This window comes from Acidobacteriota bacterium, assembly GCA_016700075.1.
Taxonomy (GTDB): Bacteria; Acidobacteriota; Blastocatellia; order Pyrinomonadales; family Pyrinomonadaceae; genus OLB17.
In genome coordinates, this window is record CP065000.1 from 742763 (window position 1) to 767484 (window position 24722).

Sequence of the window (24722 nt, forward strand, 5' to 3'; positions counted from 1 at the left end):
CGCCGCATAAACCCGCCGCCAAAATGCCGCATCGCGTTCGTTTTTGTGTGAAGTGTCGTTACTCATATCTTACGTACGGTGAAACCCTCGCTCGATGTCTTTCATCGACAGCCGCAGAATAACGGGCCGGCCGTGAGGGCACGTCGTCGGCGATGTCGTACGCAGCAGGCCGTCGATCAGCCACTGCATCTTTTCGGGCGTCAGCTTCATGTTGATCTTGATGGCCGCCTTGCAGGCGAGGCTGGCCGCGACCTCGTCCCTCAGCGTCGCACGAGCGCCGCCTCGTTTCTCATCGTCAACCACGTCAAGGATCTCTGCAAAAAGGTTCCGCGCATCTGCCGGCTGAACACCCGACGGGACCGTCTTTATCGCGACGGTGCGTCCCGAAAGCCGCATGGTCTCAAAGCCAAGCATCTCAAGCTCCGATTCGACCGCCTCAAACGCCGCCGTTTGAGCCGGCGTCAGGTCAACAGTTTCGGGCAGAAGCAGAGCCTGCGATCCTATGGGGCGATCAGCCTCAGCTTTTCGGAACTTATCAAAAAGTATGCGCTCGTGTGCGACGTGCTGATCGATCAGCAGCAGGCCTTCGTCATCTACAGCGATAATGAAGCTCTCGTGAAGCTGGCCCAGCGGCCGGATCTTTGCCGACGAGACCGACCCCACATCGACCGGCTTTGCGAGATGCGACGCGGTATTCACGGGCGGCAGTTCGGGCTCCCGACCTATTGCCGAGGCTTTCGGTTGCGGATCGTCTCGCACCGGTTCTTCCTGTCTTGCTTCCGGTTCGGAAAATACTTCCGGTTCGCTGAAAATGAATTCCTGAATACTCTCGGCAGGTGTGGGCTCGAAATCGAAACGAACGGGTCGGGGCTGCGGTTCGACGGCCCGCAGCTCGAAGGGCTCTGATTCGCGGAGGTCGCTCGACGGTGCGGCTGCAGCCATGGCGACCGGTTGCTCTGCCTCGTGTTCGCGTGCCGGCAACGCAACACCCGAACTCGCCAACGCATTTCGGACCGCATCAGCGATCGCTTCTTTGACCGCCTCCGTTCGGCGAAAGCGCACCTCGGTCTTGGCGGGATGAACATTTACGTCGATCTCTTCGAAAGGAATATCCAGAAACAAGAACGCCACAGGATAGACGCCGTGCGGCAGGACCGAGCGATAACCTTCCTGCAACCCGGCGGACAGCACCTTGTCGCGGACGAAACGCGAATTCACGAAGAAATACTGCGAATCCCGTGTAGTACGTCGTTCTCGCGGAGCAGAAACGTATCCCGAGATCTTTGCAACGAACTCGCGGCCGCCCGAAACCGGAACCAGGCTTTCTAGCAGGCCTGAACCGAAAAGCTGAAACGCACGTTCTTTCAGATCCTTTGCCGGAGCGGTTCGTAAAACCTCGCGGCCGTTATTGGACAGTTTGAAAGCGATCTCAGGATGGGCGAGCGCATAATGCTGGACGATGCCGGTGAGATGATAATTCTCCGTCGCTTCGGAGCGCATGAATTTGCGTCGGGCGGGAGTGTTGAAAAACAGATTGCGCACGCTGATCGTCGTGCCGCGGTCGCGTGCGGCATCCCGAACATCCTTCAGCCGCCCGCCTTCAACGACCACGCATGTCGCAGGCAGGTCGTCGGCAGTATTTGTTATAAGTTCCACCTCGGCGACGGACGCTATGGATGCGAGAGCCTCGCCGCGAAAACCGAGCGTAATGATGCGGCCGAGGTCCTCGACGGATGTGATCTTTGAGGTGGCGTGGCGTTCAAACGCGAGAACTGCGTCGTCGCGGGACATTCCTTCCCCGTCGTCGCTGACGCGCATCAGGCGGCGGCCGCCGAGCTCGATCTCGACCGAGATCCGGCTTGCTCCCGCGTCGATGGCGTTTTCTACAAGCTCCTTTACTACGGACGCAGGCCGCTCGACCACCTCGCCTGCGGCGATCTGGTTCGCGAGATTGTCCGGCAATATTCGGATCTTGTTCATAATCTCAGTAGCAAATGACGGCGTTCATCAGCGTCAAAAGCCGCTATCAAGCCGTCGATAGCGGACGGTCCATATTCATTTAGGAACGTCAGAAAGTTTATCGAGCGTTCCTGCAAGGCTCCGCAGGGCGTCAACTCATTTTGCAGTATCGAGACCCGGCGTTTCGCCGCTTCGTCCTTTTCGAGCTTTGTCGCGAGAGCTAGCCGACGCATCGCATCGATGTGATACCTGATCTTCCGCCCGCGCTTGGCAAAACTGTCGGAAACCGGCTGTGCAATGTCGGCGGCGATCCGGCCGAGCCGTTCCAATTGTTCGATCACCTCATTCTCAGCGACGTCGAAATCGTTCACCATTTCCGGGTTCTCGAGTTCGGCCGCCGTCAAAACAAGGGAGCCTTTGCCGTTTACGATGTCCGAAAAACTCAGTCCCAGTTTGTCCATCGCCCGCTGAACGCGGCTGCTGACGACGGTCGCGGTGTGACGCGGCATAACGGATGTAACGGGGCGGCCGAGTGTGTCATAAACCGCCGAATTCTGCGCAAAATATGCGACCTCCGCCGCACCGCCCACATAAGCCGCTGTTGGCAGGATCATATCCTGAATTACAGGCCGCAGCAGAACGCCCGGACTCAAACTCTGCGGCGACGTTCGTGCGATTTCAAGCAGCTCTTCACGTGAAAACTCGCGGCCGCTGCCTTTCAATTTGAATCCGACATCAGTACGCTGCAATGCCCACCGTGCTCCTGTGTCGTCGATAAAGAACATCGGAAAATGAACATCTTCGACGAGGACCTGGGCGTGATAGCCTGCCGATTCGAGCTGCGAATTGCGATCGCGAACTGCAGCAGTTATCTTATCCGCGTTCTCGATCGCCGCAATGAAACCATCCGCAGCGAGCCGCCGCATTGCGGGCTGCATAGGATCGAACAGAACAAGTCCAAATGCGGAAAAAAGTTGAGCGATAGTTGCTGCAAAAGCATCACTCCAATTTCGCCCCCGCTGCCAACAAGATGCGACGACCTCGCGCATCTCTTTCGTAAATGCCGTTTGCGGTATGGCCGCAAACATTGCGTCGATCGCCTGTACTATGCCCTCATCCAAAACGACCGAACCGACTGGCGAATCCGAATTAATGTTCACGGGCTGATACGAAACTTCGCCGGTCCCATTTTCGATCAGGACAAAGGTCTTGCTGACCTCATCGAGGTCGTGATCCTCGGAAGCGATCCAGAAAACGGGAACGGCGCTTATGCCTTGCCGCGACAATTCGGCGGCGATGTTTATCGCCGAAACGGCTTTATAAATGGTATACGCCGGTCCGGTGAAAAGGCCTGCCTGCTGGCCTGTTACGACCGCAACTGAGTCGGCTGAACTAAGCAGTTCGATGTTTTCGATCGTCCGCTCCCCGGAACCTACCCGCTGGTTGAACTCCATCAACGCATCGGCAAGAGCACCGCGGTCTGTCGAATAGCTCTGAAGCATCAAGGGAACGAACTTCGCCAGATCTGAGACACGAGAGCCAGCGTTCGGGTAGAATTCGTTTACTGACGGAGAACCTGCTAATAGGTCGAGATAGAGGCGCGACTGGCCCGGCAGTTCCCGCTGCTCGATGGCTCCGATGGTGAATGGCCCGCCCACTCTTTCGGCGCCGCCGGGTTCGGGTCTCACTATTGCCGCTCCTCCTATACGCTAGATTATAGATTTCGGTGATGCACAAACCAAATACAAAGGGCGGTGCTTAGTGCACCGCCCAAAAACACAAACACTGAACCGGCATTATTTGTCGGTCTGCGATACGACCGCGTCGCGCTCAATGCGATAAACGCCGGATGAGTGCGTCGCCGCGAATAAGCGGTTTGGGTCTCTCGGGTCAAATGCGACCGACCAAAATCGATGGCTGGCAAGCTTCACATCCTTGGTGTCGAGCCGCTTCCAACGGTTGCCGGCATCTGTGGAGATATAGAGTCCGCCTTCCGTATCCATTGAGCTCGAAAGTATGATCTCATCAGGATTTCGGGGGTTGATGAGGATCGAATTGAAATTGCCGAGCGAAAGATTGCCGCCGCGGCGTGTCCAATTCTTCCCGCCATCGCGGGTAAGATAGAAAGTCTGTGTCGTGCCGACGTAAACATAATCCGGACGCGTCGGGTCCGAAACTATAGAACTTACCGGCACATTATCCACCGCTCCGCCGGTACGTTCCCACGTCTTTCCTCCGTCGTTAGAAACGACCACGCCAGTCGTTGCAGTCCCTGCCCAAATAGTCGATGGTTTCGAAGGCGGGACGTGGATCGCAAAGATGCTCTCGCTGAGACCTGCACCAAAATTCAGCTTTTCCCAGCCCTTAGTAAGATCCGTCGAGCGGAATAGTCCCTTTTCTGTTCCCGCAAGATAACCCTTGCCTTCAGGCAGTATTTCAAATGCACGTACTTTGTCTGTCAAAGTAGGGGTCAGTTTCGGCGCGGCGGCAGCCGGTGAAGGTGTGGTGGAGGCCGTGGATGCGGTACGGCGAACCGGGGCTTTAGCCGGTGCCTTTGCCGGTGCGCGGCGAACGGGCGCCTTCGGGGCGACACCTACAACCTGCGTCCATGAGGTCCCGCGGTCGGTCGATCGGAAAATGCCTATATTCGTTCCGGCATAAATATTGTTGGGGTTGGCCCGGTCCTGTTCCACCGAATAAGTGCGGACGCGTCCGACATCAAGCCCTCGAGCCTGCTGCCAGTTTCGGCCTCCGTCATTGCTGACGAAAAAGAATCCGCCGCCGGTCGCCGTGTTGTGCGTCGCAGCGTAGAGGCGTTCAGGATTCTCGACATCAGGAGTGACCGAATATGTGAACCGGCTTGAAAAGCTGTCGTTCGCCTGAGCAAAGCTGCGTCCGCCGTCATTTGAGACCATCACGCCGTAATTATTCGTTCCGAGGAAAACACGATTCGGTGCTTCGGGGTGCACAGCGATCGAGTTGACCTCGAGATTTCGCTGCGTGGTCATCGCCCATGATTTTCCGCCGTTCGTGCTCATCCAAAAGCCTTCAGTCGTGCCGGCGTAGAGTGTTGCCGGTTGTGTAGGATGTTGGACGATATCACGTGTTCTGCGTGAACTCGACGGGATACCACCGAATTTTATCCAGCGTTCGCCGCCGTTATAAGATTCATAAATGCCGCTGCAGGCCGAAGCGATGACATGCTCAGCGTTTCGCGGATTGATCGTGATCGCGAAAACGTCCGAGTCGTCGATCATCCCGTTCTTGATCAATCGCCAGCTTTTGCCTGCGTCCGTCGATTTGTAAGCGCGCCACCATGTGCCGGCGTAGATCGTATCCAGCGATCTAGGGTCCACTGCCAGCGAGTCGATGTTTATCGGCATCGTTGACGAATTCATGCGCTCCCATTTTTCGCCCTTGTCGCGCGAGATCCAGATTCCCTGGAGCGTCCCGACAAGCAGCACATTAGGGTCAAGCGAGGATTGCGTCATCGCGTGGATGGACTCATTCCGCAGGTCCTTCGATTCCTTCCAGGTCTTGCCGCCGTCGGTAGATTTGAAGAAGCCGCCAGCTCCGCGGTGACGATGGCCGGAGGTGTAAATACGGAGCGGATCTTCGCGATCGACGATCAGCTGATCGAGGATGAGTTCAGGCTGGTCAAGATTGACCAGAAGCCGCCATGTTCGTCCGCCGTCGGATGAGCCATGTATCTGCCCGTCAAGCGTACTCAAATAGAGCCTGTCCTTGTCTGCCGGATCTATCGCGATCACGCGTACATCACCGCCCGACGGGCCGACAATGTCCCAACGGGAAAACGGCCCCGGCGACGGAAGCGGCTCATCGGCAGCAAGTATGCTCCCGATACCGCTGAACGTAAGCGCGAACAGAAAAAGATTGACGGTAAGCTTTCTGAACATAAACCCTCTCTAAAAATGACGGAAAATTGCGAAACAATAAGAAAAACCGCGGAGGGGCGGTCGGTTAAGATATTTAGATGACGGCCCCGAGCAATTGGTTGCGGACATCGAGCGAAACCGCTATTTGGGGAAACCCCTTTAAGCAGATATTACAACAATGAAGCGCAGCGGGCAAAGCGTAAAATACGCAAAAAAACGGCCGAGGCTGGGTGATGGCCGCCTCGGCCGTTCTTCAGTTTAAGCACACCGCTTAAGCGGTGAGAAGGTTACCGTGACATTACGGCTGCGGAACGTCAGCACCGGCAGGTACGAGGTAGAACTTCGTATTTACGCCGGCTCCGGTGTTCGGTCCGTCAACAAATACCACACGGCTCGCGTCATAACGGCGGAAGTTGATCGCCTTCATGATCTGAGTGCGGCGTGCACGGATCTGTGCCGGGGTGCCGTAGTTGATGATGTAGCCTTGTGCCGTCGGGTTGTTGTTCAACTGGATATAGAAGTTGTCAACACTGGCCTTGACGACGTCATCAACCGCACGTCCAAATTCGTCAACGAGGCTTGCTTCCGGTTTGGTAGCGACGCCTGCCGTTTCAGAGTCGGTCGTAGCACAGTTGCAGTTCGGATCGAGTCCGCCAATGGTGACCGTAGCGGTCACGTTGCGGCCTGCCATGTCGCGGGTCGTCTGAACACGGATGCTCGGAGTTCCCTGACCGGAGATGATCTCGCCGGCAGAAACTGACCAGCTGTACGTGACATCACCGCTGACGCTGGCCGTAAAGGTCATAACGTCACCAGGTGCTGTCAAGCCGGACGGGCCGCTGACCGAAATGGTCGGGCAAGCACATACCGGTGCACAGTCAGTACACTCAACGATGCGGATGGTGCGGGTCTGCGTGCGACCGCAGATGCCGCAACCGTCGTCAACGCCTGCAGTGATCGTGTAGGTGCCCGGCTGAGCTCCTGCGAGATCCCACTGAACGTTAGCTCCGGAGCCGACAATGCGTCCGCCCGAAACCGTGTAGTTGTAAGTGAGAACGTCATTCTCAGCATCAGATGCCGAGGTCGAAACGTTGATCATCGCGCTTTCGCCGCAGTTGCCCGAACGCGAACGCGTTCCCGGAGGACACGGCAGAACGATGGTCTCATCGCTCAGGTTGACAGCATCGACGTTAGCAGGAACGTTGGCAACTGCCTCAGCACGCTTCTCACGGCGTCCGATCCAGAACTGGCCGATAAAGCCGTGCGGATCGTTCGACGTGGCGAGGCCCGGAGGAACGCCGTTGAACTGGCGAAAGACCACGGTCGGCTGGCAGCCTACCGTTGAAAGCTGGCTGCAAAGGAGCGTCACGCCCGTCGTAGCAGAATTGTCGCTGAAACGGTCAGCATCCTGCTGATTGAAGTGATGCCTGTATGCAGCACCGAAACCGAACCATCTACGCGGGAACACACGGAAACCGGCGAGGCCGTCATACGGGTTGTTCTCGAGAGCGTTTGGTGTACGGCCGCCTACGTAGTGCAGAGCACGGAACTCAAGGATCGGCTGGAAGTACTTGTTGACCGGAAAGTCAACACCGACAGCGAACTGAAGTTCATCAGGGTTGTCGAGGATCGTGAATTCGTTTCCGCCAAAAGTTCCTTTCGACTTGGACGTATAAACGTAGCCTGCGTTGAACGAGACCTCAGCCCATTTCGTGGCACGAGCACCTATGAAATAGTTGATGCCGATATCGCCCCAGTCCGAACCTGAACCAGAACCACGCTGCATCATGTTAAAGCCGGAGAAACCGGTCGCCTTGTCAGGCTGCCAGCGATAGAACGCGCTGATACCGTGGCCCCACGCACTGTTGTTGCTGTTCAGACGCCATTTGAAACCGACGGCCATATGGTTAAAGGCCGAGGTTCCGTAGGTGCGGTTGATGAACGGAGCATCCGGCAGGTAGGTCGGAGCTGACGAGAACGAGACAGGGCCTTCGCCGCCGGGGCCGCCATTCGGAAGTTGAAGCGTATTGGTGGTCAGCACGATGCCCGGCAGAAGGCTGCCATAGATCGAACCGACACCGGGGAACATATCAGACGCGCCGCCCGGACGCGGCGGTCCGAGAAGTGCATTGGTGCCCGCAGGGAAACCGAATGCCGGGCCTGAGAAAAACGGAGGATTAAATCCGAGCGTGCCGATGCTTCCGCCGGTGTAAGGGAACTGCGTGAAAGGAGCTCCCGTCGGTCTGAAGATCGCCGTGTTGATATACGGATTCGCACCCGGCCCATTCGGAGCGAGAACAATCGCCGGCGGAGTCGTCCAGCCTGCACCGATCCTGACCTGCGAGTTAGGCAGGTAGAATCCCGAAAGGTTCCGCGGGCTGTTTACTTTAACGCCGCGCCATCCTTCGGTGGTGAAGAACATTTCGAACCGATCGTGAAGACCGACCTGGAAGCTCAGAGGCACCGTGGTGAAATCCGCATTGCCCGGATCCCTGTCATAGTTGCTGTACGCCATGCTGAGAGTGTATTCACCCCGGCGAAGCGTTTGAGCATCATAAACCGTGAACAAGCCCGTCGGGCCACCGACCGGACCGCCCGTTCCTACTGTAGGAGCGGTATTGCGGTCGTCACTGGCGGGTCTCGGCTGAGCCGACACCGCAAAGACGAGCGTAAACATCAAAAGCGCCGCAAGAGACGCATACCTAGCGAGTTTCATCACATTCCTCCGCTAACAAAATAATAATTCGTTTCAATTCCTTATCTGTAGATGCATTCGGTCATAATGAACGACACCCCAGATTCCATTTGTATTATGCGCACTCTTCAAAGAAAAAACGAAACCGCGAACGACCGCTTCTCAATATGCGCCCAAGCTAAAAAAACACTACTAACGACTTACTTATACCGCTTTAGGGCGGAGAAAGTCAACGCTGACAGCGCGATTCCTCCAACCTAAACCTCGACAAAAGATAACGCAACTTGATTCGAAAATCAAGTGCTTTCAACACTTTGCCCGTCACGCCTTAAGCATAGATGCCGCGCATCCGTGTGTCGTATGCCACACGGTCGATGGCAAGCATATAGGCCGCGGTTCGGGTATCAACGTCGTGCTTTTCCGCATAGTGGCAGAGTTCGTTGAAACTCGCCACCATTTTCTCTTCAAGCCTTTCATTTACCTGGCGTTCCGGCCAGAAATAGCCCATGCGGTCCTGAACCCACTCGAAGTACGAAACCGTAACACCGCCGGCATTCGCCAAAATGTCGGGAATGACGAAGATGCCCTTATTATGCAATATCTTATCTGCCTTCGGCGTGGTTGGGCCGTTAGCTCCTTCGGCAAGGATCTTGCACCGAATGCGATCCGCGTTTTCGCTGGTGATCTGATTCTCGGTGGCGCAAGGAGCCAGAACATCGCATTCGATCTCCAGCAATGCCTTGTTGTCCACATGATCAGCCTCTGTGTAGCCCTCAAGCGTCTTGTTCTTTGAAAGGTATTCCATGACCTGCGGGATATTGAGACCGTTACTGTTATAGATACCGCCGAAAATATCAGATATCGCCGTTATCTTGTAGCCGGCCTCGTACATCAACTCCGCACCGATGCCGCCGACGTTACCTGAGCCTTGTACGACGACAGACGTTTGCTGCGGCGTCAGGTTGAATCGCTTGATGGCCTCGTTGACAGTGAACATGACGCCTCTGCCCGTCGCCTCGCGTCGTCCCAGCGATCCGCCGAGGGCGACCGGCTTGCCCGTCACCACAGCGGTGACCGTGTGGCGCGAATGCATGGAGTACGTATCCATGATCCACGCCATCGTCTGCTCGTTGGTATTCATGTCCGGAGCAGGGACGTCCTTGTCAGGCCCGATGAAATCGATCAGCTCAGCGGTGTAACGGCGCGTCAGCCGTTCGAGTTCACCCAGCGACATCTGACGCGGATCGCAGATGATCCCACCTTTGCCGCCGCCGAACGGAACATTGACGACCGCACATTTCCACGTCATCCATGCGGCAAGGGCCTTAACCTCATCGAGCGAAACATCCGGAGCATACCGAATACCGCCTTTTGCGGGGCCTCGAGCAAAATTGTGCTGAACACGAAAGCCCTCAAATACCTGTATGTGGCCGGTGTCCATTTTCACCGGGATATAAACCTTTAATTCGCGGCTCGGAACTCGCATGACCGCATAGAGGTCAGGGTCCAGACCCAAAAGCTGTGCCGCACGGTCAAACCTTTCGCTCATTGCCTCGAAAGGGTTCTTTTCGTCACTTCCGCGGAATCGCCTCATCTCATCCGCCATTGGATTTGCCATAAAAAATCTCCGATCAGTTCTTAAAGATAGTTTGTACTATTCAGATAAATTCCATTGCCGACCAACAAAGACTCACCGTTTCGGCATCGTAACAAAACTGTGCGAACCGCGCCGCGTTTCGGGACACGTTATCGCAAAATGCTCTTGTAAAGATGATTGCACTAGAGGCAGGAATTGCATAGCCGTCTCGGCGGTCTTTCGCAAGATATTAACTTACCCTTAAAAGGTCGTGCAAATGACTGCGGTGCGAAAGGCACCCGAATTTGAATATCGACCGCATTGCACGCGATTTTTTCGCGATGTTAAGATTTTTCTGAGAGTGCAAAAGGTAATTTACGCAATCGGCCAAACGGCATCTGGCGCTATACACCAGTATCGCGTCGCAGCGTTATTAATACTGTTCGCGTTTGCGGTCGGATGGACCGCAACGACGGCCGCAGCACAAGACGACGACGTGGCCGAGGCGATCGAGCTTTTCGAAATGGGTCAGGACCGCCACTCGAAAGGCGAACTGCGCGAGGCTGAAGAATTTTACAGGAAGGCTATAGAAAAGCTGCCGGAATTTCCGGAAGCACTATATCAGCTCGGAACTCTACAGCAGGCGAAAGGCGACATCCGCAATGCCGAAGCGAATTTCCGTCAAGCAGTAGAACTGCGTCCGGATTGGACGCTCGCAATGACCTCGCTCGCTTCCCTTTTGGTATCTGACGGCAAGATAGCCGAAGCGAGAACTCTGATCACTGAGGCTCTCGAGATCGACCCACAGAATCCGCCGGCAATTGCGACGCTTGCGGAGATTTTGATCAGATCCAAAGCCCCTAAGAGTGAATTGGAAAAGATACTCGTTCGGACCGTCGATCTGTCTGAAAAAGCGAATCCGACCGCTGCGATCTGGTGTGCACGTGCGGCTTTAGAAAGAGCCTTGGGAAAAACGAACGAGGCACGCAAGAGCGCCGCCCGCTCTGCCGAGATCGATAAAGGCTTCCGATCCGCTTATTACCTTCTTATCGAGATCGGCATCGAGCAGAGCGATGCAGAATTGGCAAAGGACGCATTTGCGAAGCTCCGCTCGACAGGTATTTCCGATGATCGCATTCTGCTGCTGAATGCACGCATCGCTGCTGCCGAAGGGCGATTGGACGACGCCGAGAACCTTCTCAAACAACTGAATGAAAGAACATCTGAAGCCGAGTCGCTGGCGAAGAAGATACGTGTGCTTAAGTCAACCTCTGCGTCGCTGCTGGAGAAGGAGTTGGAATCCGAGCCGGATGACGTGGACATTTTGGCAGCGCTTTGCAATGCGTATCGGGTCACCGATGCTGCCAAGGCGATAGTGTTCTGCCAACGCGGCATGGAAGCCGCTCCGGCGAGAAATGACCTTCGTATCGGACTTGGAGCGGCCTTAGTTCAGGCCAAACAATATGAGCCGGCAGTTTCGGTCCTCAGGGAATCGGCTGCCGCTGAGCCCAAGAACTACACCGCACGCGCAAATCTCGCAACTGCCCTTTTCAAACTGAAGCGGCATGATGAAGCGTTGGCAGAATTTCGAAAACTTGCAGATGAGCGGCCGACATCGCCCATCGCATACTATTTTTTGGGCATCATACACGACGAGATGACCGAATACGCCGACGCCGCGGCGAATTACAATCTTTTCCTGAAGTACGCGGACCGCGGTCAAAATGCCGAAGAGATATTGCAGGCGGAGATCCGGTTGCCGCAATTGGCAAAGCTGGTTAAAGAAGGCAAAGGCAAACGAAGGAACTAACGGATGAAGACTGTTTGCGAAACAACTATCAGCAGATATGTACGGAGGCTTAGCTGCTCTGTCCTACTAATGTGCGCCGTTTTCGCTTCGGCCGGTTCCGTGCCGGCACAGGACGATGACCCCATTGAAGGTGCTCCGCCGCCGGAATTGCTGTTTTCAGTTGCAGAGAGTGATCAACTAGCCAAGGCCAAGGACCTGCGTGCCAGGACGCGGCTCATCATAGAACTGATGGACGCGCGTCTCAAGGCAGCGGAGCGGCATAGCAGCAATGCCAATTTCGATGCCGTCTTTGCCGAACTCGGCCCCTTTCATGCCCTTGCACTGAACGGCATCGAACATTTGGAAAAACAGGACCTCAAGGCAAAATCCGTTTTGGACAACCTGAAGCGGTTCGAGATCGGTATCAGGGGATTTTTTCCGCGGTTGGAGTTGCTGCGGCGAAGTGCTCCTACGGACTACGAGCCCTACATTAGAAGGCTGATACGCGTGATGCGCGAGGCAAGGTCGCGTGCCCTCGATCCAATGTTCAGCGAAACCATCGTTCCCGTCCGAAGGCCAAACTAGTTATGTACAAGAAAGTCTTTTCTGCTTTTGCAGGCATTCTTTTTCTCGCAGCGGTCTCCGCGATGCCGGCAGCCGCTCAACGGGATTATTTCACGCCCGAGGAGATCGAGATCATCCGCGACGCACAGCAGATCGACGAACGTATCGCAGTTCTGGTAAAGGCGATGGACCGGCGATTCGAGGTCATGAATGTCAACGTGTCACCGCCGAAAGAAGCCAAAAAGAAGTCGGGCGATTGGGGGCCGATGCCGACGGGAACGAAGAGTGAACTGATCCGCGACATAAGGCGGATAATGCAGAAGGCGATCGATGACATTGACAATCTTTCGGAGCGCCCGAATTCTGCCGTTATCGAGGAGAGCAGCAAGAAAAAAGGCGAGACGATGTCGAAGCTTTTCCCGAAGGCCGTGCGTGAACTCGCTGCGGCCGCTGCTCGCTACAGGCCTGCCCTCGCCGCCGAGATAGACCGGTCATCTTCGGCTGATGATATTGCTCAATTGTCGGCGACGATGGAAATGTGCGACGAAGTGATCGCTTCGCTTTCAAAACTGCCGCCGCCCTCTAAATAGGAATAGAACATTAAAACTTATCTTTGTCTGCTCTGCCGGTTTGAAAACCTCACGGTTTGGTCGGACAATGATGATTATGACAGAAGGCGTACTCAAAAAGACCCCGCTCAATGACGCGCATCGTGCGCTCGGCGGTAAGATGGTTGATTTCGGCGGCTGGGACATGCCGGTCCAATACTCGGCAGGCGTGATCGAGGAACATAACCGCTGCCGAACACGAAGCGGCCTGTTTGACGTTTCGCATATGGGCGAGATCTGGGTTGAAGGCCCTGACGCGATCAGTTTCGTGAACCGCCTCACGACGAACGACGTTTCGAAGCTCGAGGACGGCCAGGCTCATTATTCCTGCATGCCCAACAAGGACGGCGGCGTTGTCGATGACCTGCTCGTTTATCGTTTTAATAGCCATAAGCTGCTTCTGGTCGTTAACGCAGGCACGACGGACAAGGATTGGGCTTGGATCAAGTCTCACCATTCGGAACACGAGGACGTCGGCCTGAGGAACGCTTCGGCAGATTTTTGCCAGATCGCCATCCAGGGGCCGGAAGCGACAGCCATTCTGCAGGGACTGACGGAGACCGATCTGTCGCAGATAAAATACTATTGGTTCACCGAGGGCCAAGTTGACGGCGTAGATGCGATCATTTCGAGGACGGGCTACACAGGCGAGGACGGATTTGAGGTTTACGCCGCTCCGGAATTTGCCGAACAGCTATGGAATACGATGCTCGAAGCAGGGCGGTTCGGCGAGGATGACGGCATACTTCCCTGCGGGCTCGCGGCAAGGAATACGCTTCGGCTCGAGGCCGCGATGTCGCTATACGGGCACGAGCTCGGCGACGACATCTCGCCGCTTGAAGCGGGTCTCGGTTGGATAACCAAGCTGGATAAAGAAGGCGGCTTCATCGGCCGCGACATTTTGGCGGAGCAAAAGCAGAACGGCCTTTCCCGCAAGATTGCCGGCTTTGAAATGAAAGAGCCGGGCATCGGGCGCGACGGTTTCGACGTTTATGTCAACGGTGAAAAGTGCGGTGTTGTCACCAGCGGCTCGCCCGCACCATTTTTGAAGAAGAATATCGGCCTCGCGTTCCTGCCGCCGGAGTTTGCAAAACCGGGACAGGAAATTAAAATTGATGTGAGAGGCCGGCATGTCGCCGCCGAGGTCGTACCAACACCCTTTTATAAAAGGAATTCTAAATAAGATCTATGTCAAACATTCCCGAAAACTTACGTTACAGCAAAGATCACGAGTGGGTTGCCGTCGAAGGTGACGTCGCGGCCATCGGCATCACGGATTATGCGCAGCATTCGCTGGGCGATGTGGTTTACATCGATATGCCGCGTGTAGGCGACAAATTCGGCGCGCATGAATCGTTCGGCTCGGTAGAATCCGTTAAGGCGGTTTCTGAGGTCTTCACGCCGGTCGCGGGCGAGGTCACTGCCGTGAACGACGGACTGAACGACACGCCCGAAAAGGTGAACGGCGACCCTTATGGCGACGCATGGTTCATCAAGATCAAAATGGACAATCCCGGCGACGCTGACGGCATGATGTCAGCCGCCGAGTACGAAGAATACCTCGAAGGCATCGACCACTAATTCTGCCTAACTCCTCTACTTGACCGCCGGTTCGGTAAGGACCGGCGTGTCAAGATATTTCGCAAAGAACCTGACATACCGCCTTACGCGGTCAACCGCATGCCGCGGTTCGGTAATGCCGTGTCCCGCCCGCGGATACACGACAAATTCGACTGGCACCTTCATTTCTTTCAATGCCATATAGAATTCCTGCGCCTGTGCGATCGGCACTCGCGTGTCGCTCTGCCCGTGCATTATCATCGTCGGCGTTTTGACGTTCTTAATGTATTTCATCGGCGAGCGGTCCCAATACAATTCGGTCGCGTCCCACGGAGACTTGTCATCATAGAACCAACGCAGATACCGCTGAATGTCGTTCTGCGAATACATCGAATAGATGTTCGTCAATCCGGCTCCCGGGCTGACGGCCTTGAAACGGTCGGTCTGCGTTAACATCCAGAACGTCATGTAACCGCCGTACGACCAGCCGAGGGCACCCAGCTTGTCGGGATCGGCAAGTCCGCGTGCGATCAGATGATCGACGCCGGTCATGCAGTCGTCATAGTCGCCTTTGCCCCATGTGTTCTTGTTCGCCTGGGCAAATGCGAGCCCGCGTCCCGTCGAACCTCGGAAATTCGGCTGCAGAACCGCGAAACCATTCGCCGCGAGCACCTGAACGAGCCCGTTAAAATTGTTCAGCGAGGCCGCCGTCGGACCGCCGTGCGGGTTAATAAGGAACGGGACCTTACCGCTCGTGTAGCCGACGGGCTTTGTGAGAACGCCTTCGATCTCCATGCCGTCCTTGCTCTTCCAACGGACTATCTCTGTGTCGCCAAGCGAAAAGTCGCGGAGCCACGCGTTGTGGTCGGTAATGCTTCGCACGTTGTTGAAGTTTACGTTCGCCGCGAAAAGTTCATTCGGGCGGTTGGCCGTAGACGACGTGCCGATGACGGTCTGCCCGTCGCGGCTTATGTCGGCGATGGCAAGCGTGCCGCCGCCGCGGGTGAGTTGAGTGAAAGCGCCGCTTTCGATGTTGATCGAAAATGCTTCGACCGTCTGAAATGCATTGGAACTAAAATAGATCGACCTGCCGTCGCGTGACCAAAAAGCCTGACCGACGTTGTTGTCAAAATTCGTCGAAACCTCACGCGGCGTACCGCCCGCGGCAGAGATCACGTAAAGAAAGGTTGTCGCCACACCGTCGCCCATCGTCCGTCCGCCTGTGTAAGCAAGCCATTTGCCGTCAGGCGACCAGCGGACCGAATCGCTCGAACCCGGCGTGTCTTCGACCTTGCGTTTTTCATTGGTTGCGATATTCAGTATCCACGCTTCGGCGAGGCCGCCGTCGTCGGCTTTTGGCGTAGGACGCGCGGTGAACGAGGCCTGCGTGCCGTCCGGCGACCACTGGGGATCGCTTATTGTGAACGATCCTTCAGTCAGACGCTTGGCTTCCTTTTTCTCGATATCAAAATGCCATAGATGCGTCATTTTGAGGTCTTGATCGATAAGGATCGTGTCGTCTTTCAGCCGTTTTCGATCTTCCTCATCCTTTGTCGGCTGATCGGTCGCGGTAAATAGCAGACTCTTGCCGTCGGGCGAGATCCGAAATCCGCTGACTCCGCCCTTCTGCGAAGTTACGGCCCAGGCTTCGCCGCCGTCCGCGTGCATCATCCAGACCTGACGCTCGCCCGCCTTTTCTCGGTCGGTCAGGAATGCGATCATCTTGCCGTCGGGCGTCCATTCGGGCGAAGTGCAGCTGTTATCACCGCGTGTGAATTGCCGCGGACCGCCGCCCGCGGTCGGCACGACCCAAACGTGCGTCGTCGCTTTCCATTCCTTGTCTTTCTCCGTCTTTGTTTCAGAGAGCGTGTAAACCACACGTGAGCCGTCCGGCGAGATACGCGGACTGCCGACACCTTTAATGCTCAGCAGATCCATCGCCGTAAGCAGCTTTTTGCCGTCCTTCGCACGCGGCGGCGTAGCTTCGGGGGTCGGGCTCGGCTTTTGCTCGGCCTGTGCCGGAACGAAAGGAACGAAAAACGCCGCAAATGCAAAGACGACGACGATGGACGAGTAGCGCAGTTTGTTTATCATATTTTTAACAACGGAAGACGTTCGGAAAGTTTAAGCGGAAGCCCCGGGTTTTTCAAATCGCAGAAAAAACGGCTGGCCGCGTTTGCTAAGCCAGCCGAATATTTTCGGATGAATTATCTTCACGGCATTGCCGAGAAGTCCATGCCTGTCAGGTGATCCTGCAGGCTGAAAACGCGGGAGGGATTTGCAAATACAAATTGCCTTGCCGAGATCTCAAGAACGTAAGTATTACCGGCCGGCAAGCCGTCAAACGCGTAATAACCGAACGTCGTCGTGGTCGCAGACCGGCGCGTTCCGTCCGGAGCTGTCAGGATCAAACGAACGCCGCGTATGCCGTTGCCCGCGGCAGTCGTCACGCGTCCCGTTATCGAAACGCCCGCTGAGGTCGGCGCAAGGTTCTGAAACCAAAATCCGCCGTGCAGGTCGAATTGAGGCGGAGCGCTTGTTGACGAAACGCCCGCCGCCGGCTGACCGGCCGTGCCGCTGATGCTGAAAGCTCCGCCGGTCGAATTCGATCCGCCGCCGGTCGCGATAACATTGTGCGACAGGTCATACGGCCCGCCGGTCTGGGCCGCATTTTCCACCGCAGAGACGCCGAGACACAGAGCGATCAAAATGAGGACCTTTCCGACTGACCACTGACCACCGGCCATTGATAACTGACGCGATCGACCGCGACCGGGATGCAGGCTGGCAGCCTGCGTCCCGTCCGACCACCGACAACTGACAACTGTTCTCATTTCTCCTCCTTGCAGCCTTCGACTGTCGGGGTTTGCTTGCATACCGTCTTCCTCAGCGCATCTATCTGCTTCTGCTGCCTTTCGATCAACGTCTGCTGCTCTTTGACCGCATTGATCAGAGCGACCGTGATCTGGTCGTATTTCACGCCCTGTATCTCGCCTTTTTCGTTGCGGGTGACGAGTAGCGGCTCGACCTTTTCGACCTCTTCGGCGATGAGGCCGAGGTCTGCCGTCTGGCCTTCGATCCAGTCGTAAGTTACCGGCCGCAGCCTGTTTACAAGATCCAATCCTCCATTAAAAGGCCGTATGTTCTCTTTATACCGGGCACTCGATGAACATACTGCGAGCACGTTCGAAGCGTTTATGCACAGATTTGTCGAGGTGCCCGTTGCCAAAGCCCCTATCCGTACTGTGTCGAAGAACTCTCGTCCGAGCTGAACACGATTGCTTGCGTCAACAACAGCACCGGCCCCGATCGCAGTGGCATTGGTCAGATTGTTGGCGATGAAGTCCGCGTCAATGCCAACAGCAGTATTTTTACTGCCGGTTGTATTTGCCAAACCTGCACCCGTGCCAAAGAAAGAGTTGCTGTCGCCGGTCGTGTTCGCTCGGCCTGCAGCCTCGCCGAAGAAAGCGTTTTCAACGCCGGTCGTGTTAAATTGGCCAGCACTCGTGCCAAAGAAAGCGTTCAAGTTGCCGTCCGTGTTCGATTGGCCTGCACTCGTGCCAAAAAAAGAGTTGCGGGCGCCGGTCGTGTTCGCCCCACCTGAATTTGAGCCAAAGAAAGCGTTGTTCGATCCGACCGTGTTCAAGACGCCCGCAAACGCGCCAAAGAAAGCATTTTGGTCGCCGGTCGTGTTGGCTTGGCCTGCACTCCTACCAAAAAAAGCGTTGAAGCTGCCGGTCGTGTTCGATGCGCCAGCGGAGGTGCCAAAAAAGGCATTGCTTATCCCAACGGTATTGTTAAAACCGGACGCCCGGCCGAAAAAGGAATTGTTGGAGCCAGTCGTGTTATAGTATCCCGAACTAGAGCCGAAAAACGCATTGTTGAAGCCCGTATTGTTGAAAACACCCGACGAGTGTCCAAAGAATGAGTTTTCGTTGCCGGTAGTATTGACCGCGCCGGACAAGAAGCCAAAAAAGGAATTGCTTATTCCCGTAGTATTCGCCTCTCCGGATGCAGAGCCAAAGAAAGAATTGCCGGAGCCCGAGGTGTTAAATCGTCCTGAAGATGCTCCAAAAAAGGCATTGCTGCCGCCATCGATATTCGAAGCCCCCGAATTTGAGCCGAAAAATGCATTGTTTGCCCCGATTGTGTTGTTAAATCCTGAAGACCGGCCAAAAAAGGAATTGGCGCTGCCGGTCGTATTCAATTGGCCTGATCGGGCTCCAAAGAAGGCATTATCTGTGCCGCCCGTATTGTCTCTGCCTGATTCAACTCCAAAAAAAGAATTGTCGTTGCCGGTCGTATTGGCCGAGCCGGACAAGAGTCCAAAGAACGAATTGCCGAAACCCGTTGTATTGGACTGGCCTGATAAAGCTCCGAAGAAAGAATTGCCGCCACCCGTCGTGGTCGCATAGCCGGCACGGCGGCCAAAAAATGAATTGTTGCCGGCGGTCGTATTAGAAAAGCCGGCGAAGTGCCCAAAGAAGGAATTGGCGCCCCCTGTGGTATTTGAAACACCTGAACTCCTTCCAAAGAAAGAATTGGCGATTCCTGATGTATTCGCAAACCCGGAATTGGAGCCGAAAAAGGAGTTTTCATCTCCGCTTGTGTTCAGGTGACCCGAGTTGGATCCGTAAAATGAGTTGCCCGTACCTGTCGTATTCGCAAACCCTGCACCACGCCCAAAAAATGAATTTTGACTTCCGGTCGTGTTAGAAAAGCCGGTCTCGGCACCGGCAAATAGGTTCGACGTACCGGGATTGCTCAGGATACGATCCAGGCCGATATTGTATTGGGTTCCGGCGCTGAAAATATCTGCCGTGCCGGTTCCGCTAATGTTGAAATCGCTCAACGGCTGCGTCACCGTCGAGTTCTGTATATAGTTGTCGCTTCCCGCCGGAACGCTTGAAACAGGTATGGTGCCCGTTACAGCACTGCCGTTCACGCTGCCGATCTGTGCAGCAGATACGCACCCGACGCAACCCGCGGAGAGCGAATCCGCCGAGTCGGCACTGCCCGCATTAAGACTTCGTATCGCATACGGCCCCGACGTGATCGGCTGCCGCGGTGCGAGCGGAGTGAATGGTCCCGGACCCGAAGGTTTGACAGCGATCTCCAAAAATCTCGCCGCCCCAGGAAACTGTGCGCCGAAATCAAGCCTCACGGTAAAGATACCGCTTGTTACGGCAACGCCCGTTATGGTCTGCGTCGGGCCCTGCTGTGTGCCCGAAACCAGCGAATCCCACAAGCTGAATTCGAGATCATAGCTGCCGGTCGTCGGCAGCCCTGTATCAAGGAGCCGCCCCTGATATGTGAACTCCGTTGTCTGAGCAGAACCGCCGGCGGCTAAGAGAACCACCATAAGCAATACTGCCATACCGATCATAGTAACGTGGTCTTTTGTTTGCTTCATAAAGTACCTCCAACAAGTATTGAATTAAGTTAGGCCATTGCCCGTTTAACTTTTTTGACATTACTCGGTGTCTGATCCCCGAACAGTGGCTGCATCGCAAAAGCTTCTTGTACTTTTTCCATTGCTCAAGGCTTACAGATCTCAGCTTTCAGATCCTGCGAACAAATGATCTTCTTTAACGCGTCGATCTGCTTTTGCTGAAGTTCGATCACTGAGTGCTGACGGCTGATAGCCGAACGCTGGACGTCAATCTCAGTTTGCTGCTCTTTGACCGCATTGATCAGCGCGACGGTTATTTGGTCGTATTTCACGCCCTGTATCTCGCCTTTTTCGTTGCGGGTGACGAGTAGCGGCTCGACCTTTTCGACCTCTTCGGCGATGAGGCCGAGGTCTGCCGCCTGGCCTTCGATCCAGTCGTAAGTTACCGGCCGCAGCTTGTTTACAAGATCCAATCCTCCATTAAAAGGCCGTATGTTCTCTTTATACCGGGCACTCGATGAACATACTGCGAGCACGTTCGAAGCGTTTATGCACACATTTGTTGCGGTGGCGGCGGCCAGTGTTCCGATCCTGACCGTATCCAACCCGTTACGGCCAAGCTGAATTTGACTGCTCGCCATAACGATCGTATTCGACCCGATCGCGGTGGCGAATGTCAGATTGTTTGCGCTGGCGTTGGAACTGGCTCCGATGAAAGTGTTATTAGCTCCCGTGGTGTTCCCTGCGCCCGAATTATTGCCAAAGAAAGCGTTATTGCCGCCTGTCGTGTTCGCAGGGCCAGCATTCGAGCCGAAGAAAGCGTTAGCTACGCCCGTTGTGTTCGAAATTCCCGCACTCCTGCCAAAGAAAGCGTTATTATCGCCTGTAGTGTTAGCCTGGCCCGCTTGTGTGCCAACGAAGGCGTTAGCAAAGCCCGTCGTATTTGCAAAGCCTGCAAATCTGCCAAAGAAGGCGTTGCTATCTCCCGACGTATTAGCCTGGCCCGCTGACCGGCCAAAAAATGCGTTACTGTCGCCCGTCGTGTTCGATAATCCTGCATTCCTGCCAAAGAATGCGTTATCGAAGCCCGTCGTGGTAGATTGGCCTGCGGAGGTGCCAAAGAAAGCGTTATCGGCGCCTGTGGTGTTATTTTGTCCCGCTGAGCGGCCGAAGAATGCGTTACCGGTGCCTATTGTGTTCGATTGACCCGCGGAATTGCCGAAGAAGGCATTGCCGGTGCCGGTGGTGTTCAATAGGCCGGCAGAGGTACCAAAGAATGCGTTGAAACTACCGGTGGTGTTCGCCGAGCCCGCTGCGTTGCCATAGAATGCGTTGGAGTTACCCGTCGTGTTCGAGAAGCCCGATGTTGTGCCGAAGAAGGCATTATTGGATCCCGCCGTGTTCGAAGCGCCAGAATTCAGACCAAAGAACGCATTTGACACTCCCGTTGTGTTTGCGCCGCCGGATGAGCTGCCGACAAATGTATTGAAACTGCCTTCCGTGTTCGAGAAGCCTGCATTGGTACCGAAGAACGAATTATCGGTGCCTGTAATATTGGCCTGACCGGCACTCGAGCCGACAAACGTGTTGCCTGCAGCAGTGGTATTTAACGTTCCTGCATTGTTTCCAACGAAAACGTTGGCGGAACCCGACGTGTTTGCAAAGCCTGCACTCGCCCCGATGAACGTGTTTCCGCTCGATACGTTCATCCTGCCCGCGTTGGTTCCAACAAACGTGTTATTGATACCTGCAATATTATTGAGGCCGGCGAGGGCTCCGAAGAATGCATTGTTGGACCCGGTGCTGTTGGATTGCCCCGCACTGCGTCCGACGAAAGTATTCAGATTACCGGCGGTGTTCAGCGTGCCTGAGGACGCTCCCACGAAAACATTTTCGGATCCGGAGGTATTATTGAAACCGGCAGACGCGCCGAAAAAAGAATTGGAAGAACTTGTGTTGGATTGCCCTGCATTCCATCCGAAAAAGGAATTATTTACTCCGGAAACATTGAACAGACCTGCGTTTCGTCCAACGAACACATTCGAATTGCCGGTCGTGTTCGAGGTACCGGCGTTCGCTCCCACGAAAACGTTACTGGAGCCCGTCGTGTTTAGGTTACCTGCGTTGTTTCCCAGGAATGCGTTGAACCCGCCGCTTGTATTGCTCACACCCGCACCTGCACCTGAAAAAAGGTTGGCCGTTCCCGCGATGCTCAGCACTCTGTTGGAACCAATATTATATTGAGTTTCAGCCCGCAATATATTGGCTTGTCCGGTTCCGCTGATATTGAAGTCGCTTGTCGGCTGAGGCGAGGTCGTGTTTTGAATATAATTCGTACTGCCCGGCAGCGGGTCACGGGCATCCGTCATTCGCGGATCGGTTGTCACAACATAATCGGCCGCCGGCACTCCGCCGAGGTTAAGCGAATTTGTTGCCGTGTCGGCGTTGCCCGCATTAAGACTGCGTATCGCATACGGCCCCGACGTGATCGGCTGACGCGGAGCGAGCGGAGTAAAAGGGCCGGGACCGGAAGGTTTTACCGAAATTTCTAAAAACCTCGCTGCTCCCGGAAACTGCGCGCCGAAATCCAGTCGGACTGTAAAGATACCGCTCGTCACGGCCACGCCCGTTACGGTCACTGTAGAACCCTGCTGGGTTCCCGAAACAAGTGAATCCCACAGGCTGAACTCGAAGTCGTAGCTGCCCGTCGTAGGCAGCCCCGTATCAAGCAGGCGGCCCTGATAGGTAAACTCGGTAGATTGTGCATTTGAGGTAAATGCAAATAACAGAATGCACAGCACTATCTGTACGGCGAATGGTCGAATAGGTGTCATAGTCCCTCCCAGAATCCCTCAGAGAATCTGCCTTGCGGCAGGAAACGAAGTTGTCAGTGCGATCTCAAAAAAAGTGTATCAGATGTTTAAACATAGTCAACTTAACTTTTCCATACCTTACTGAACGTTAGAAGTTGGCTTTGCCTGCACAGAAATACTTAAATTTTGCTAATTCTTGATATCAAATCCCGTGTTCCGTCTGAGCTTTCGAGAAAGTGACGTCGATTTGCTATTATCGTAGGGAATCTAGCAGTGCTGCCCGCCGCTAGACGGCGCGGTAAAATTAATGAGATACATACCCAATTCAACTGAAGAAAGACAGGAAATGCTGGCCGAACTTGGCCTCTCAAACGCAGACGAGCTTTTTCGCTCGATACCGGCCGACGTTCAAATGGGCAGGCCGCTGAAGGTAACCGACCCTCTTGCTGAACCTGAGGTGATCGCCGCGTTGGAAGAGATGGCTGCAAAGAACACAGCAGCGACGAAACCGTCGTTTCTCGGCGCGGGCGTTTACTCGCATTTTTCGCCGACGATAGTCGATCATCTGATCCAGCGGAGCGAGTTTTTCACGAGCTACACGCCGTATCAGCCCGAGATCTCGCAAGGAACACTGCAGTACATATTTGAGTTTCAAACGCTCGTCTGCCAACTGACCGGAATGGAGGTCGCGAACGCCTCGATGTACGACGGCTCGACCTCAATGGCGGAGGCGTATCTGATGGCTCAGCGTGTGACGCGCCGAAATAAGATCGTCGTTGCGAAGTCGGTTCATCCGGAATACCGTGATGTTGCGGTTACTTACGCTCAGCACGGCGACACTGAGATCGTTGAGATCGGCTACGACGAAACTGGGCGCGTTGCGGGCCTAGAAGCTCTCGACAATGATACTGCCGCTCTCGTCGTGCAGTCGCCGAATTTCTTCGGCTGCATCGAAGACCTGCAGGCACTTGCCGACGCCGCACACGCGGTCGGTGCGTTGCTTGTTGTCACGGTAACCGAAGCTATTTCGTTGGGTTTACTGAAAACGCCGGGCTCGTGCGGTGCCGATATCGTCGTGGGCGAAGGCCAGTCGTGGGGCATTCCGATGTCGTTCGGCGGGCCGCACGTAGGCTTTTTCGCGACCCAGGAAAAATTCGTCCGCCAGATGCCGGGCCGTCTTTGCGGCGTCGCGTATGACAAGGAAGGCAATCGAGGTTTCGTGCTGACGCTTTCCACACGCGAGCAGCACATTCGCCGCGAAAAGGCGACATCGAACATTTGCACGAACCAGGGCCTGATCGCACTTGCCGCCACCATTTACATGGAAGCGATGGGCAAAAAAGGCCTTAAAGAGGTCGCCGAACAGAACGCCGCAAAAGCAGCCTACGCGAAAACGAAGATCGCTGAGGTCAACGGCTTTTCGATACCGTTCTCGGCCCCGACGTTCAATGAATTCGTCGTCCGCGGCCCTCGTCCGGCAACGGAAGTTTTGGAAGCCGTCCGCGAGAAAGGCATCGTCGGCGGATTGGCGTTGTCGAAATACTACTCCGGTCACGACAACGACATTCTGATCGCCGTGACTGAGACGGCATCGAGGGAAAACATCGACAAGCTGATCGCCGCCCTCAGCTAGATTTTCAGTGAGCGTATGTTGTTCGGAGCGCTCGAGATAGTTTTGTGCCTTTCGGTAGTAATGGCCGTTATCCTTACTATCGGATTGGGATTTGTTGCACAGAATTTGGCATTGGACCGAAAGGAACGCTGGCGCGGATTGTCGCCATGTCCGCATTGCGGAAAAGCACTTAATCCGGAGGCATATCTTTGCAGGCATTGTTTTAAGGAGATCTCTACTCCGCTTTTCAAATAGAAG

At 55.1% G+C, this 24722-nt stretch carries 16 protein-coding genes; 7 read left to right on the top strand and 9 right to left on the bottom strand.

The window, feature by feature from the left end; all coding sequences use genetic code 11:
• Positions 1-69 precede the first annotated feature (69 nt).
• The 5 genes from mutL to IPM50_03495 all read right to left on the bottom strand — a co-directional run bounded on the left by mutL (position 70) and on the right by IPM50_03495 (position 10168).
• On the bottom strand, positions 70-1980 hold the full coding sequence (gene mutL / locus IPM50_03475) for a DNA mismatch repair endonuclease MutL (protein QQS33656.1): 1911 nt from the start codon (positions 1978-1980) through the stop codon (positions 70-72).
• Positions 1977-3647 carry a bacillithiol biosynthesis cysteine-adding enzyme BshC gene (bshC, locus tag IPM50_03480; protein QQS33657.1) on the bottom strand — a complete coding sequence of 557 codons (1671 nt, stop codon included), beginning with the start codon at positions 3645-3647 and terminating at the stop codon, positions 1977-1979. Before bshC ends, mutL begins: the two co-directional genes overlap by 4 nt.
• Before the next feature lie 108 nt (positions 3648-3755).
• The gene (locus IPM50_03485; GenBank protein QQS33658.1) at positions 3756-5876 is read right to left on the bottom strand and encodes a hypothetical protein; all 2121 of its coding nucleotides are present in this window, start codon (positions 5874-5876) and stop codon (positions 3756-3758) included.
• A 277-nt stretch (positions 5877-6153) separates the two neighbouring features.
• Positions 6154-8571, bottom strand: coding sequence for a hypothetical protein (locus IPM50_03490; protein ID QQS33659.1), 2418 nt, complete (start codon positions 8569-8571; stop codon positions 6154-6156).
• 307 nt (positions 8572-8878) lie between these two features.
• The gene (locus tag IPM50_03495) at positions 8879-10168 is read right to left on the bottom strand and encodes a Glu/Leu/Phe/Val dehydrogenase (protein ID QQS33660.1); all 1290 of its coding nucleotides are present in this window, start codon (positions 10166-10168) and stop codon (positions 8879-8881) included.
• 319 nt (positions 10169-10487) lie between these two features.
• Between IPM50_03495 and IPM50_03500 the strand changes: the two genes are divergently transcribed.
• The 5 genes from IPM50_03500 (at position 10488) to gcvH (ending at position 14668) form a co-directional block, all read left to right on the top strand.
• Positions 10488-11936, top strand: a complete 1449-nt coding sequence (locus IPM50_03500) for a tetratricopeptide repeat protein (protein QQS33661.1) — start codon at positions 10488-10490, stop codon at positions 11934-11936.
• Between the two features lie 69 nt (positions 11937-12005).
• Positions 12006-12500, top strand: coding sequence for a hypothetical protein (locus IPM50_03505; GenBank protein QQS33662.1), 495 nt, complete (start codon positions 12006-12008; stop codon positions 12498-12500).
• Between the two features lie 2 nt (positions 12501-12502).
• Positions 12503-13069: a hypothetical protein gene (locus IPM50_03510; GenBank protein ID QQS33663.1), complete on the top strand. Its 567-nt coding sequence runs from the start codon at positions 12503-12505 to the stop codon at positions 13067-13069.
• A gap of 76 nt (positions 13070-13145) precedes the next feature.
• Positions 13146-14270 carry a glycine cleavage system aminomethyltransferase GcvT gene (gene gcvT, locus IPM50_03515; protein QQS34447.1) on the top strand — a complete coding sequence of 375 codons (1125 nt, stop codon included), beginning with the start codon at positions 13146-13148 and terminating at the stop codon, positions 14268-14270.
• A 5-nt stretch (positions 14271-14275) separates the two neighbouring features.
• On the top strand, positions 14276-14668 hold the full coding sequence (gene gcvH / locus IPM50_03520; GenBank protein QQS33664.1) for a glycine cleavage system protein GcvH: 393 nt from the start codon (positions 14276-14278) through the stop codon (positions 14666-14668).
• Positions 14669-14683: 15 nt separating this feature from the next.
• Here the strand turns inward: gcvH and IPM50_03525 are convergent, their stop codons facing one another.
• The 4 genes from IPM50_03525 to IPM50_03540 all read right to left on the bottom strand — a co-directional run bounded on the left by IPM50_03525 (position 14684) and on the right by IPM50_03540 (position 22873).
• Positions 14684-16741 (bottom strand): S9 family peptidase, encoded by a 2058-nt coding sequence (locus tag IPM50_03525; protein ID QQS33665.1) that lies wholly within the window; start codon positions 16739-16741, stop codon positions 14684-14686.
• A 119-nt stretch (positions 16742-16860) separates the two neighbouring features.
• Positions 16861-17481: a carboxypeptidase regulatory-like domain-containing protein gene (locus tag IPM50_03530; GenBank protein QQS33666.1), complete on the bottom strand. Its 621-nt coding sequence runs from the start codon at positions 17479-17481 to the stop codon at positions 16861-16863.
• Positions 17478-20060 (bottom strand): tail fiber domain-containing protein, encoded by a 2583-nt coding sequence (locus tag IPM50_03535; GenBank protein ID QQS33667.1) that lies wholly within the window; start codon positions 20058-20060, stop codon positions 17478-17480. The genes IPM50_03530 and IPM50_03535 overlap by 4 nt, the downstream gene beginning before the upstream one ends.
• Positions 20061-20185: 125 nt before the next feature.
• On the bottom strand, positions 20186-22873 hold the full coding sequence (locus tag IPM50_03540; protein ID QQS33668.1) for a tail fiber domain-containing protein: 2688 nt from the start codon (positions 22871-22873) through the stop codon (positions 20186-20188).
• 286 nt (positions 22874-23159) lie between these two features.
• Here IPM50_03540 and gcvPA point away from each other — a divergent pair, with 286 nt between their 5' ends.
• Positions 23160-24485 (top strand): aminomethyl-transferring glycine dehydrogenase subunit GcvPA, encoded by a 1326-nt coding sequence (gcvPA, locus tag IPM50_03545; protein QQS33669.1) that lies wholly within the window; start codon positions 23160-23162, stop codon positions 24483-24485.
• A gap of 15 nt (positions 24486-24500) precedes the next feature.
• Positions 24501-24719 (top strand): hypothetical protein, encoded by a 219-nt coding sequence (locus IPM50_03550; GenBank protein QQS33670.1) that lies wholly within the window; start codon positions 24501-24503, stop codon positions 24717-24719.
• The last annotated feature ends 3 nt before the right edge of the window (positions 24720-24722 follow it).

Excerpts from the sequence above, each read along its gene's own strand:
- mutL (QQS33656.1), bottom strand. The coding sequence starts at position 1,980 with ATGAACAAGATCCGAATATTGCCGGACAATCTCGCGAACCAGATCGCC.
- IPM50_03485 (QQS33658.1), bottom strand. The coding sequence starts at position 5,876 with ATGTTCAGAAAGCTTACCGTCAATCTTTTTCTGTTCGCGCTTACGTTC.
- IPM50_03490 (QQS33659.1), bottom strand. The coding sequence starts at position 8,571 with ATGAAACTCGCTAGGTATGCGTCTCTTGCGGCGCTTTTGATGTTTACG.
- IPM50_03495 (QQS33660.1), bottom strand. The coding sequence starts at position 10,168 with ATGGCAAATCCAATGGCGGATGAGATGAGGCGATTCCGCGGAAGTGAC.
- IPM50_03505 (QQS33662.1), top strand. The coding sequence starts at position 12,006 with ATGTGCGCCGTTTTCGCTTCGGCCGGTTCCGTGCCGGCACAGGACGAT.
- IPM50_03510 (QQS33663.1), top strand. The coding sequence starts at position 12,503 with ATGTACAAGAAAGTCTTTTCTGCTTTTGCAGGCATTCTTTTTCTCGCA.
- gcvT (QQS34447.1), top strand. The coding sequence starts at position 13,146 with ATGACAGAAGGCGTACTCAAAAAGACCCCGCTCAATGACGCGCATCGT.
- gcvH (QQS33664.1), top strand. The coding sequence starts at position 14,276 with ATGTCAAACATTCCCGAAAACTTACGTTACAGCAAAGATCACGAGTGG.
- IPM50_03525 (QQS33665.1), bottom strand. The coding sequence starts at position 16,741 with ATGATAAACAAACTGCGCTACTCGTCCATCGTCGTCGTCTTTGCATTT.
- IPM50_03530 (QQS33666.1), bottom strand. The coding sequence starts at position 17,481 with ATGAGAACAGTTGTCAGTTGTCGGTGGTCGGACGGGACGCAGGCTGCC.
- IPM50_03535 (QQS33667.1), bottom strand. The coding sequence starts at position 20,060 with ATGAAGCAAACAAAAGACCACGTTACTATGATCGGTATGGCAGTATTG.
- IPM50_03540 (QQS33668.1), bottom strand. The coding sequence starts at position 22,873 with ATGACACCTATTCGACCATTCGCCGTACAGATAGTGCTGTGCATTCTG.
- gcvPA (QQS33669.1), top strand. The coding sequence starts at position 23,160 with ATGAGATACATACCCAATTCAACTGAAGAAAGACAGGAAATGCTGGCC.
- IPM50_03550 (QQS33670.1), top strand. The coding sequence starts at position 24,501 with ATGTTGTTCGGAGCGCTCGAGATAGTTTTGTGCCTTTCGGTAGTAATG.